Source organism: Rubrobacter marinus, from assembly GCF_011492965.1.
Lineage (GTDB): Bacteria > Actinomycetota > Rubrobacteria > Rubrobacterales > Rubrobacteraceae > Rubrobacter_F > Rubrobacter_F marinus.
Genome location: NZ_CP045121.1, coordinates 1599350 through 1611919, shown reverse-complemented (window position 1 = coordinate 1611919; position 12570 = coordinate 1599350). Strand labels below are relative to the sequence as shown.

Annotated in this window: 8 protein-coding genes; 2 read left to right on the top strand and 6 right to left on the bottom strand. The window is 68.7% G+C overall.

The genetic code is table 11. From position 1 onward, the window contains the following. Positions 1-28: 28 nt before the first annotated feature. From GBA65_RS08205 to GBA65_RS08185, 5 genes are all read right to left on the bottom strand, one after another. Positions 29-1954, bottom strand: a complete 1926-nt coding sequence (locus GBA65_RS08205; RefSeq protein ID WP_207956242.1) for a hydantoinase B/oxoprolinase family protein — start codon at positions 1952-1954, stop codon at positions 29-31. A 45-nt stretch (positions 1955-1999) separates the two neighbouring features. Then, positions 2000-3019: a zinc-binding dehydrogenase gene (locus GBA65_RS08200; protein WP_166396157.1), complete on the bottom strand. Its 1020-nt coding sequence runs from the start codon at positions 3017-3019 to the stop codon at positions 2000-2002. Beyond that, complete coding sequence (locus GBA65_RS08195) at positions 3016-5148, bottom strand: hydantoinase/oxoprolinase family protein (protein ID WP_166396156.1); 2133 nt, start codon at positions 5146-5148, stop codon at positions 3016-3018. The genes GBA65_RS08200 and GBA65_RS08195 overlap by 4 nt, the downstream gene beginning before the upstream one ends. Positions 5149-5230: 82 nt before the next feature. After that, positions 5231-6553 carry an MmgE/PrpD family protein gene (locus tag GBA65_RS08190; RefSeq protein WP_407691077.1) on the bottom strand — a complete coding sequence of 441 codons (1323 nt, stop codon included), beginning with the start codon at positions 6551-6553 and terminating at the stop codon, positions 5231-5233. Positions 6554-7232: 679 nt separating this feature from the next. After that, entirely contained in the window at positions 7233-8345 is a 1113-nt protein-coding gene (locus GBA65_RS08185) for an amidase (RefSeq protein WP_166396154.1), read from the bottom strand. Positions 8346-8521: 176 nt separating this feature from the next. Here GBA65_RS08185 and GBA65_RS08180 point away from each other — a divergent pair, with 176 nt between their 5' ends. Beyond that, positions 8522-9739 (top strand): hypothetical protein, encoded by a 1218-nt coding sequence (locus tag GBA65_RS08180; RefSeq protein ID WP_166396153.1) that lies wholly within the window; start codon positions 8522-8524, stop codon positions 9737-9739. A gap of 142 nt (positions 9740-9881) precedes the next feature. After that, positions 9882-11255, top strand: coding sequence for an amidohydrolase family protein (locus GBA65_RS08175; RefSeq protein WP_166396152.1), 1374 nt, complete (start codon positions 9882-9884; stop codon positions 11253-11255). Between the two features lie 339 nt (positions 11256-11594). On the opposite strand, the gene GBA65_RS08170 is transcribed toward GBA65_RS08175, so the two are convergent. Further along, positions 11595-12515 carry a polysaccharide deacetylase family protein gene (locus tag GBA65_RS08170; protein ID WP_166396151.1) on the bottom strand — a complete coding sequence of 307 codons (921 nt, stop codon included), beginning with the start codon at positions 12513-12515 and terminating at the stop codon, positions 11595-11597. Positions 12516-12570: the final 55 nt, after the last annotated feature.

The window sequence follows — 12570 nt, the reverse complement described above, 5'->3', positions numbered from 1 at the left end:
TCGGTCCCTGTTTCGGGCGCCGGAGGCATCATTCCGAGAACGCCCTCTCGCTCGCCGCGCTGATGGGGTTGGGGCGCCGCTCCGACGGGTTGGAGGACACGTGGTCGATCAAAGATCCGTTCCCGTCGGCGTGACGCCCGCGCAGTTCCGCGCGCAGCTTCTCCGTCGCGGGTCCGTCCACCTCCAGGGTCCCGGGTTCGATCACGACCCCGTAGGCGTCGCGCGCGAGCTCGATGCTGGTGAAGTCGTCGAGGACGTCCTCGCGCACGTCCCCGGGCGGGCGGTCGAGGGGATTCCCGTAGCCCGCCGCGTTGGGGCCCAGAATCTGGAGCAGTTCCCCGGCCGCGAACGGCGCGCCGGTCACCTTCGCCGGCAGTTCCTCCGGCGCTTCGCCGTCCGGGTTCTTCACGAGCGACGCCGTCAGGCCGTCCCAGCCGCCGAGGATGCCGCGCGGCGGATCGGTGTGCCGGTCGCCCTCGGAGGAGTAGGTGCCGTCCACCAGGAAGCGGTTGCGGCGGACGATGCCGAGGCCGCCGCGCCAGCGCCCGGGGGCCGCGGGCTCGGGACGGAGCTCGTACTGCTCGTTGCGGATCGGGAAGCGCATGTCGAGCTCCTCGATGGGGTTGTTGCGGGTGTTCGCCATGAGGTTGTCGACGGAGTCCATCCCGTCCTTGCCGAAGCGACCGCCGTAAGAGCCCTCGTTGACCTCCAGGTAGATCCAGTACTGCTGCTGCTCCTCCAGGAACCCCGAGTAGGAGCAGAAGTTGACGTGGGCGGAGTTGCCGGCCGTCACCTTCTCGGGCAGCACGTCGGCGAGGGCGAGGATCGTGTTGTCCACCACGCGCTGCACCTGGCAGAAACGCGAGAAGCACGCCCGCGGGAAGTTGGGGTTGAAGATGGTTCCCTTTGGGGCGATCACCTTGACCGGGCGAAACACGCCCTCGTTCTGGGGCACGTACTCCGGGAACGTGGCCTCGTCCAGGAGGATGGTGCGGATGGCGAAGTACGCGCCGACGAGCAAGCTGCCCTCGTACGGCACGTTATAGCCGGTCGGGACCTCGGCGTTCGAGCCGGTGAGGTCTATGCTGATGTCGCCGCCCTCGACTATCACCTTGGTCTCCACGCGCAGGCGCACGTCGCGGTTGCGGGCGTCGTCGTCGAGCCAAGCCGTGGGTGCGGTGTACTCCCCGTCGGGGAGCTTCTCGATCTCCTGGCGAAGCATGCGCTCGGAGTAGTCCATCAGGTCGTAGGCCGACGACATCACCGTATCCACCCCGTAGCGCGCGCACAGCTCGACCATGCGCCGCCGCCCGAGCTCGCAGGAGGCGATCATGGCGTTCATGTCGCCCCGGTTCATGTCCTCGGTGCGGACGTTTTCGAACAGGTGGCGGTCCAGATCCTCGTTCAGCTCGCCCCCCTGGTAGAGGCGCAGGCCGTCGTAGAGCTTCCCCTCGGCGTAGACGTCGAACGCGTCGGCGTTGACGCCCGGGAACGAGCCGCCGACGTCGAGGACGTGCGCCGTCACGGCGGAGAAGCCGAGCAGCTCGCCCTCGAAGAAGACGGGGACGGCGACGGCGATGTCGGGGGTGTGGGAGGCGCCGTGGTACGGGTGGTTGTGGATGATGACGTCGCCCTCGCGGATCTTGCCTTTGAGGCGGCGCATGAAGCCGCGGATGTACCAGGGCAGGGAGCCGATGTGCATCGGCGTGGACTCGGACTCGCAGATCTCCCGGCCCTCGTGGTCGAAGAGGCCGCACCCGAGGTCCTCCGACTCGCGGATGATGGAGCTGTAGCTCATGCGGAACAGCACCCCCGCCATCTCCTGGGCGGTGGCGCGGAACGCCCCCGTGAGCACCCGCATCGTGATCGGGTCCACGGGCACCCGCTCGCGGGTTGGCGGGCCCGGAAGCCGGCCCAGCTCGGCGAAGGTTGCGGTATCCATCTCGGTGGTCATCGATCTCCTCCTTTTGCGTGGTGGACGCTCGTGCTTCGTCTTGCCCTACGGGACGAGGACGAGCTTGCCGAAGTGGGCCCTCGACTCCATGGTCTCCATGGCCTCTCTGGCCTCGTCGAGCGGGAACGTCTTGTGGACCGCCGGCCTGATCAGGCCGCGGCCCGCGAGGTCCAGCACCTTCTCGACCTCGTCGCGGTTGAACACGAACGAGCCGATAACGGTGTGCTGCTGGCGGAAGAACGGGATGACGTCGAAGTCCACCACCTCCCGGGCGTGCGCGCCGCAGGTCACCATCCGCCCGTCCTTGGCGAGCGAGTCGAGCCCGAACTGGAAGGAATCGCCCCCGACGTACTCGATGACCATGTCCGCCCCCATGCCGCCGGTCAGCTCGCGCACCCTCTCCGGGACGTCTTCCTTTGTGTAGTCGATGCCCTCGTGCATGCCGAGCCCTTTCGCGCGATCGAGCTTCTCCTCCGTGGAGGCGTTGCCTATGACAAAGGCCCCGGCGTACTCCGCGAGCTGGACGGCGGCGCTGCCCACGCCGCTGCCGACGGAGTTGATCATCACCGTCTCCCCGGCCTGCAGCTTGCCGCGCGTGAACATCATGTGCCAGGCAGTAGCGAAGGCAATCTGGGTGGCCGCGGCGTCGACGTCGTCCAGACCTTCGGGGAGCCGCACGAGCTGGCGCGCGAGCACCGCGGTGTACTCGGCGTATCCTCCACCGGCGAAGACCGGGGTCAGGCAGAGGCTCTCCCGGCCCGTCCGGCAGTAGCGGCAGCTTCCGCAGGTGGCGAGCAGGTACGGCATCACACGGTCTCCGACCCGCCACTCGTCGCCGACGGCGCTGCCTTTTTCGGTGATCTCCCCCACCAGCTCTATGCCCGGGGTGTGCGGCAGCTCGAAGGGGAAGCGCGACACGCCCTCCCGGATGTCCACGTCCAGGTGGTTGAGGGCGGATGCCGCGATCCTCACGACGACCTGATCCGGCTCCGGGGAGGGCACGGGGACGTCTTCGACGACGAGCTTGTCCGCGCCCCCGAACTCGTGGAACCGCGCGGCCTTCACGCGCCGCCCGCCTCGGCCTTCTCGGCGGCGGCTTCGATAACGCCGGCGGCCTCCCCGCCCGTGCAGTCGATGACGACGTTGCCGGAGCCGTCGACCTCGGCGTCCAGGCCGGGCGGCACGACGATGGTCGTGTCGAACTGCGTAAGGACCGCCGGGCCCTGGATCTTGTTGCCGGCGCGCAGCAACTCCCTGTCGTAGAAGTCGCACTCGACCTTCTTGAGCTCCCCGTCGACGTGGAACCACACCTCCCTCTTGCCGTGGTGCGCGGCGTCATCGGGGCGCGCGTCGCCGGCCTCGATCTCCGGCAGCCGTAGCTCCTCCATGAGGCCCACGCCCCTCACGCGCACGTTGACGATCTGTATGTCGTTCTCCTCGAAGCGCCGGGAGTACTCGCGCTCGTGGGCGTCGTGGAACGCCGCTGCCAGCTTCCGAAGCCAGGCGTCGTCTATCTCGCCGCTCTCCGCGTTCACCCGCAGCTCGTAGCCCTGACCCACGTAACGGCAGTCGATCACGCGCTCCACGACCATCCGATCCTCGGAGAGACCGTCTTCGCGCAGCTGTGTCAGGGCCTCCTCTTCCAGCTCCGCGAACTGCTCTTGCAGGCGCCCGCGGTCCAGAGTCGAGACGAGGTCGTAGTACGTGCGCACGTACTCGTACACCATGTCGGTGGCGAGGAGACCCACCGCCGCCATGATGCCGGGGTACCTCGGGACCACCACCTTCGGCGTGCCGACCTCCCGCCCTACCTCGGCGGCGAACATCGGGCCGGCCCCGCCGCCGGCGACGAGGGCGAAGTCGCGGGGGTCGTACCCCTTGCGCACCGAGTTCTCCTCGATGGACTGCACCATGCCGGCCACGAGGACGGCCAGGGCGCCGGCGGCCGCCTTCTCGGCCGACATGTCGAGTTTCTGCCCGAGGCGCTCCATGGCCTCGTGCGCCAGCTCCGGCCGGAGGTCCATGTTGCCGCCGAGGAAGTTGTCCGGAGGGATGCGGCCGAGCTCGACCATCGCGTCGGTCGCCGTGGGCTCGGTGCCGCCCCGGTCGTAGGATGCGGGGCCAGGATCCGCGCCCGCGCTCCTCGGACCGACGTGGAACATGCCGCCGGCGTCGACGTAGGCCACGGAACCGCCCCCGGCGCCGATCGTGTCGACGTCCACCATCGGGATCATGGCTTGGTAGGGGCCGACGCGGGTATCGAGCAGGTGCTTCATGCGTAGCTCGCCTCTTTGCGCCAGCCCGATGTCCGCCGAGGTGCCGCCGACGTCGAGGGTGATGACGTTGTCGAACCCGGCCTGACGGCCGGCCCAGATGCCCCCCACCACGCCGGCTATCGGTCCGCTCATCAGCAGGTTCACGGGCCTCTCCACGGCCCCCTGCGGGGTAGCGACGCCGCTGGCGGAAGTCATGAGGTGGAGCCCCGCGCGCACGCCGCGCTCGCGCAGCCCCCCGTCGAGGCGATCCACGTACCGGGCCACCTTGGGGCCGACGTAGGCGTTGAGCGCCACGGTCGAGAAACGCTCGTACTCGCGGTACTGGGGAAGCACTTCCGACGAGACGGAAAGGTACGCCTCGGGGAACTCTTCCTCCAGGATGCTCCTGACCTTGGTCTCGTGCTCGGGGTTCACGAACGAGAAGAGCAGGCACACGGCCACCGCCTCGCACCCTTCCTCCTTGAGGCGCCTCGCGGCGTCGCGGACGGCGTCCTCGTCGAGGGGCACGAGCACCGAGCCGTCGGCGAGCACGCGCTCCGGGACGGTGAGCCTGTAGCGGCGCCTGACGATCGGGTAGCGCTGCCAGGGCAGGTCCTGGTAGTTGGAGAAGTTCAGGGGCTTCTTGTGGCGCGCGATGTGGAGGATGTCGCGGTAGCCCTCGGTGGTGATCATGCCCACCTTCGCGCCGTTGTGCTCGACCACTATGTTCGTCGCGATCGTGGTGCCGTGGAAGACCTGGTCCACCGACGCGGGCTCCGTCTCGGCCATCCGGCAGAGCTCCTCTACGCCGGTGAGCGTCGCCACGGACGGATCCTGCGGGGTGGTTGGCGTCTTGTGCACCAGTATCCGCTGGTCCTCGTCCGAGGCGTAGATCAGGTCCGTAAAGGTCCCTCCGACGTCTACCCCTATTCGCTTCATGCAGCTCCTTTCCCGTTCCACTGCTAGATCGAGGCTTCGCGCTGGCCTCAAAGACCGCGCGAAAACAGCCCTACATTTCGGGTCACATCAAGCGCGCCGATCCGGTCTCGACCCGAAGGGCGCGGGTCACTCCCTCGATGGAGCCCGACTCGTCCAGCCCCTCGATCCTGCCGGCGACCAGCGCCGCCTGCTCCTTCGAGAGCTTGACCGAGGCGTTGAGGTCGAACTTCTCGCGGATCTCGTCCCGGCCCAGCGGTCGGTCGGGGGCGCCACGGTTGACCTGCTCGCGCCAGGAGATCGTCCGCCCGTCCCGCAGGGCGATAACGACCTCGCCGGAGAAGTGATCGGGGAACCCGGCCTCGGGGTCGACCTCGTAGTCGACCCTTCCGGCCAGATCGAGGACCGCTTCGTCTCCTATGGATTCTTCGTCGAAGTCCTTGATCCCCAGCCTGCGCCGGCGTACGATGGCGCTCGCCACGACGTAAGGCACGCTGAACTGCGCGTCGTAGGTGCTCTTGGGGCGGCGTTTGTTCTCCACCGGCTCGCAGACGGCCTCCACCTCCTCGGCGGCGATCTTGCACGTGATCCGGTCCACGTCCTCCGCCGCGAACCCCTCACCCTGCAAGAGCTCCAGAGCAGCGTCGATAAACGCGTGGACGAAGTGGCACGCCGGATAGGGCTTCACGGCGACGTTCAGAACCTCCCACCGCTCCCCGAGGCCCTCGGCTACGGCCTGTAGCGGCAGATCCCTGGTGCCGAGGTGGCTGGCGTACAAACCGTAGCGCCCCTCGTAGACCGCGCTCGGCCCGGTGAACCCCGCTCCGGCGAGGCTCGCGGCGGTCAGGCCCGCCTTGGCGGACCAACCGGGATGCACGCGCTTGGTCCAGGTCCCCTCTTCCAGAAACTCGAGGATTCCGGAGGCCATGCTGCCCACGATCCCCTGGGCGGTCGCGAGCTCTCTCGCGTCGAGCCCGAAGAGCAGGCCGGCGGCGACCGCCGCCCCGAACGCCCCGGCCACGCCGGTGGGATGGAAACCCTGCTTGTGGAAGCGCCCCGCGGCCGCCATCCCGACGCGAGCCGCGACCTCGGTCCCCAGGACGAATGCCCTGAGAACCTCCCTGCCGGAGCGGCCCTCGAGCTCCCCGGCCGCGAGCGCCGCGGGTAACACGCCGGCGCTGGTGTGCAGCACCCCGGAGAGATGGGTGTCGTCGAAGTCCAGCCCGTGGATCAAAAGCCCGTTCAAGAGGGCCGCACTGCCCGGGTCCACCGTCCGAGCGGAGCCCACCACGGTGGCTCCCCCATCCCCCGAGATCCTACCCACCCCGGCCAGGGCCTGCTCCGCGAACAACTCGGCCCTGGAAGCGAAGGCTATCCCCAAAGCATCCAGCATGAGGATCTTGGCCATTTCGACCACGTCGGCAGGCATGTCCTCGAACTTGATGCCATGAGCGGCTTCGGCAACCCGTCCAGACAAGCCTTCGCCTACACCCCCCCGGCGGGAGGCAATAACCCGGCTCGCACCGTCCTCCATCCCTCACCCTCCCCACAAGTACGCTTGTACGTACAACTTGGCGCGCATGATATGGATGGGTAGCTTCCGCGTCAAGCACCGCAGGCAAAATTCGTTGCTTCGGCGGCAAGCTTCGTCAAGGACGCCCTCAAGAGGAGCGAGAACCGTAGACGGTATGCTCGGTGCCGTGACCCCTCGGGGATGGCCCCGACGCAATGCTCGGAAGATGGTCCTGCCCGTCGAGGCCGAGGCCGGCCGCTTCGGCGGCTGCGGGCTGTGGCCGGGTCGCAGGCGGCAGCCGGTGAGGTTCACCGGCGAGGAGACGTTGGGGCTCGCCCCGGGGCTTCTGACCGCCCACCGGGCTCGGGCTGACGGGCGTTGCGCCTGCCTGTCCGAGGGCGCTCTGGCGAAACTCGAGAAGTTCGTCCGCGAGGCCCTGCGAGGGCGGGTTCGGACCCTTGGTAGATCTTCGCCGCCGCCCGTCCGCCCGCGCCGCCGAACCCTCCGAGACTACGACCGCAACGGCGCCGGTAAGCTCGGACCTCGAAGCGGCGGCCCCGGGCCGCCGAAAGGATCAGTTAGCGACGACCTCCTCGCTCGGTAGCCCCATCCTCTGACCCACGGCGAGTACGGCGGCCTCGCTGCCGGGCCTGCCCGCCACCTGCACAGACCCGTCGGCGGTGGGGACGGCGAGCGCCGGCCAGCCGAGCTCGTTGTACTGGGGCGTGTGACGGAGCAGCCGGCCCCCCACTATGAACTCGTCTCGCTCGTACTCCGACATGACCGCGTCCAGGGTCGGGGCGGCGCCGTCGAGCAGCGGCCCCACGAGGACGTCGATCCCCTCCACCGCCTCGAGGAACCGCGTCCGCCAGGCCTCGAGGAGCGCTCTGGCCGCGTCCGCGCCGTCGAAGGGCAGCGCGAGCTTCCACTGCACGTCCTTGCCGTAGCGCTTGGGCTCGTTTCGGTAACGCTCCGCGTGCACCTCCCAGACCTGCTCGCGGAAGCTCACCCAGTGCTCCTCCGGCAGGTCCGGGGTTTCGACGTCGACGCCGATGCGGGCGACCTTCAAGGAGCCGACGTCCGGGAGCTCGTCGATGCCGAGGACGAGTTGCAGGTCGTCTACCCCGGCGGCGAAGTAGCCCACGCTGTCGTAGCGCGCCGCCAGCGGGAAGATCCCCTCGAGAGAAGCGGCCCCGTGCGCCAGCTTCATGCCGTACACGCCGCAGCAGGCCGCCGGTATACGGACCGAGCCGCTGGTGTCCGTCCCGACCGCCAAGCGACACGCGCCGGCGGAGACCGCCGCGGCGGAGCCCCCGCTGGAGCCCCCGGCGGTACGGGAGCGATCCTTCGGGGTGAGGATCGCGCCGTAGAAGGGGTTGTAGCCGCTCACCCCGTACGCGAACTCGTTGAGGTTCGTCTTGCCGAGCACAATGGCGCCCTCGGCCTCCAGGGCGTCGACGACCGGAGCGTTCTTCTCGGGGACGTGGTCCGCGAAGAAGTCCGAGCCGTACGTGGTCCTGAGGCCAGCCGTGTCGATCAGGTCCTTTACGGCGACGAGCACGCCGGAGAGGCGACCGCCGCGCGGCGACTCGGCCGCGGCCAGTACCCTATTCCTGTCCACCTCTATGAACGCCCCGAGATCCGGGTCTATGCGATCCAACGCAGCTACGGCGGCTTCGCGCGACACTTCGGGTTCTCCTCCCTCTAGCCCTTCCTCGACACCCGCGGGGTCCCCCACGTCCAGCTCGGGCGCGGTGTTAAAGCATTCACTATAATCGTTCGCGGCTCCTCCGCAAGGGTCGAGCCGCGGATAGGGGAGGGGCGCCCCAGCGCCCCGATGGAAGTTCGTGGGAGGTGTCTCGGGTGAAGGCGCGGTTGCGGTTGCTCCCTGAGTTTCTGGGGGTCTTGGCGTTCGGGTTCGTCCTCTACTACGCCATGGTGGCCTTGCAGGGATCCCTCGGGTCGGATGGACCACTATTCTCGTTCGAGACGTGGCTGGAGAGGGCCCCGGACAGCGCGCTCTACCGCTTCTTCTGGCTCCTCGGGGACACCTCGGAGCCCACGTTCTACGCGAGCTTGTTCGGCGGGATCGGCCTTCTGGCCTTCGCCTTCGTCGGTCACCTGCTGTACAAGACCAACTCGCGGCTGAGGGGCATCCCCATCTGCTACGGCACGGGGCTGTGGCCCTGGATCTTCGCCGCCTCGCTCGTCGGGCTCGGGCTCTCCGTCGCCCTGTTCGGCGGCCTGCTCGAAGGCGGGTGGGCGCCGACCTTCGTCCCCTTCGTCAGCGTGCCGGCGGCCGTGGTCTTCGTTTATGGCGCGGGCTGGAAGAACGCCCTGACCGGGGGCATCCTCGGGGCGCTCGTCACGTTCCCCATCGCCTACGGGATCATCCAGTACGTCCTGACCCCCCTGGGTCTCCCGGGGGTCATAGGGGCCGTTACCGGGATGTGGCTGGGGGCCATCCTCGTCCTCGAGCTCTGCCGGTACCTGCCCTGGATGAGCCGCGAGACGGCACCCTCCGAAGGCGAGGACATCCCCGAGACCGGGGAGGGAACCGATCTACCCCAGCCGCCCCCTCCCGTCGACCCGAACCGCAGGGGATGGTTCGGCCGCCGGGTGCTCGCCGACTTCAGCGAGGCCCAGTTCTACGGGAACGAGTGGGCCTCGGCGGGGCTGCTCCTGGGGACGCTCCTCTCCTGGGTCCTGAACCCCCTGCATCCGGCGCTCGGGACGGGCCTGTTGCCCGCCGTCATCCTGAGCCAGGTGCTCACCGCGGCCGTGGGCGTCCTCCTATACTACGAGAGTTGGAGGGAGAAGGGGTGGTACCCGACCTTCGTCCCGCTGGTGAGCGTGGCGCCTGCCATGGCGCTCGCCTTCGGCGGCACGATGCAGAGCATCCTGCTGGGCGCGGTGTTGGGGGCGATACTGGCGCCGCCGGTGGCGCAGTTCGTGATCGACAGGCTCCCCGACCACTGGCACCTGTTTATCGGCAACACGTTGTCCATGGCCCTGTCCTCTCTGGTCGTGTTCTTGATCCTGAGGTACGCGCTGGGGTTCGAGGTCCCCCCGCCGTCGTAGTAGAGGTGAGCCCGCCGACGGCTGCCCCCGCTCCCCGACGCATCGCTCAGGATCGGTCGAGGCGCCGGTGAGGCGGGGTAGATCGCCGCGAGCGGCGGGGAGCGGACGATCCCGTCCCGGCGGCCTTTAGGAGGAGGTCGGTATGGCTTACGACACGAACGTTGGCTCTTTACCCGACGTGCTGGCGACGGTGCGGCAGGGTCGGCTCCACGACCCGCTGGCGCGGATCGAGCCCTCCGGGCGGACGATCCTGAAGGGCGGGACGGTGATCGACCCGGCAAACGGCGTCGAGGCCGAGATGGACGTGGCGTTCCGGGGCCAGCGCGTCGAGGAGGTCGCGGACGGGCTCCGGCCGGAGCGCGGCGACCGCGTCTTCAACGTGAGGGGGCTTCAGGTCTGGCCGGGGCTCATCGACATCCACCTGCACCTCGGCGACCTCTTCGAGACCAGCTCGGCCCCGATCTTCGAGTCCGTCGCCGACGGCGTTACGGTGGCCCTCTCGCCCGGGGCGGGCAACTCGTTTATGTCGCCGTCGCTCCTGGGGGCGGAGGTCGACCGCGGCGTGCCCGTGAACGTGGGCCTCTACCTCGGCGGCCCGAACGTCATGGGCTGCCTCCTCTCGGTGGACGAGCTGGTCGACCTCTTCAACGGCGAGCTCCCGGAGGAGGTCGCCTACGAGAAGATGACGCGCAACCCCATCACCTACCTGACCGCCCCGCTCACGGTCGGCCTGAAAGACCACATGGGGCACTTCATCGCCCCCGACGAGATGCTCGACGGCCTGTTCGACATCTCCTCCCGCGCGGGGCTGGTCTTCATGAGCCACGCCCAGGACCCCGCCCACAGCGAGCGCTTGGTCCACCTGTCGAACGGAAGGCCCGTGCACCTGACGCACCTCCCCGCGGCGGGCTCCGGAAGCCACGGCGACCCGGTCGAGAGCATGCGACGGATGGTCGAGCTGCTCAAGCAGCCTCACGTCACCGGGGATCTGACGACGTCCCACCTCAGGCCGGGGCTCGGCAACCGCGACGGCATCCTGATGGACAGGGCCGCGCAACAGGTCGCCTACGAGGCCCTCGCGGACGGCACCGTCGACGTGCTCATCTCCGACGGGCAGTGCGACGCGACGATGAAGGGCTTCGGCGACACGCGCGACAACGTACCGGCCATCCTGGAGCTGGCCGAAGCCGGCGTTCTCCCGCTCTCCCGGGCCGTGGCCACGATGACGGCCAACGTGACCCGCCTGATGGCCGGCCTCACCCGAGAGGACTGGTGGACGGGGGAGCTGGGCCACCTCGGGGCGGGGACGAGGGCCAATGTCACGGTCGTCGATCCGCACGACAAGCTCCCCACGTTCGTCTTCGTCAACGGCGTGATGGCCGCCATGGAGAACCGCCCCGTGCGCGAGGCGAACGGGGCCGGGGGCTGGGTCACCAAGTTCGGCATCCTCGACCGCACGGGCGTCGGGGACCTGGCCGCCTTCGCCTATCACCAGGCCCGGCAGCCGGGCCGATAAGACGCAGCGGGGGTCGTTGCACCGGCCGTTCTACCGACACCCGAGGCTCTCCGTGCCTCGGGTGTCGGTAGCCCGCAAGGCGACCGGGCGGGCACGGGACCTGGTGCGGGGTCGGAGATCCGAGAGGAGGACGAGCGCGCCGCGGTCACGCCTATACCCGTGCCGCAACACGGGCCCCTTTGAGCCAAAGACTGACCGCTGCGGGACGAACGTCCGCACGAGCCGGTAACCCCCGAGCTCCAAGGAGTCGCAGTCGGGGCCGGGCTGGCGCATGGGCCTCACGAACTCCGCGAGGAGCGGCTTGGGGGAGCGATCCCCAAGCCGCGCGGTGCTCGCGGCCTACCGGAAGCCCGAACCGACGGGAGCCTCTTCGACGCCGCGCACGTCCTCGGCCTCCATGAGGCGCCTGTCCTCGTCGTCGTCCACCCAGGCGTCGAAGATCTCGGAGCAGGTGGCGAACCAGACGCCGTCCTTCTGGGCTATGTACTCCACCAGCTTCTCGAAGAACAACATGTGGTGGGCCTGGCCGATAATCTGCGGGTGCACGGCGACGGCGTAGCAGGCGTTGGGGACGCGCTCGTAAGCGTAGTCGAAGATGTCCCTCCAGCGCTTGAGGATCGTCTCCGAGTCCTGCATGCCCGCCTGGATGCCGGTGACGTAGGCCAGCGGCGGGAAGTCGTCGAGGTACCAGTTGACCGGGATCTCGAGGACGTGGCTCGCCTTGCCGGGCACGTTCCCCTTCTCCCAGTTGACCTGCCAGCGTCGCGGCCGATACGGGACGAGGTCGCGCGCCATCAGGCTGCTGTCGTACTCGAAGCCGAACTGCTCGATCAGGTCGAGGGTGTTCTCGCTGTAATCCCAGTACGGCGAGCGGTAGCCGCGCGGCCGGATGCCGAGACGCTTGTCGAACGTGTCGAGCGCGAGCTGCATGAGCCGCTCCTCGGTGTCGCGCTCGATCTTCGTCGGGTTCTCGTGGTAGTAGCCGTGGTGGCCGAACTCGTGCCCCTCGTCGAGGATGCGCTTGCAGACGTCGGGGAAGGTGTCGATCGTGTGTCCCGGCGTGAACCAGGTCGTCTTGATGCCGTACTTCTCGTAGAGCTCCAGAAGCCGCGGCGTGCCGACCTCGGCGCCGAACTCTCCGCGCGCCATCATCGCCGGCGTCGGCATGTTGAACGCGCCCAGCCACAACGACTGCGCGTCGAAGTCCACACCCAGGTTGACGGCGATCTTCTTCCCCTCCGGGAGGTTTAGGTGTCCCATGACCTGCGTCTCCTTTCCTCGTGTTCCTCTGCCCCGTGCCCCGACCCTCGGAGCA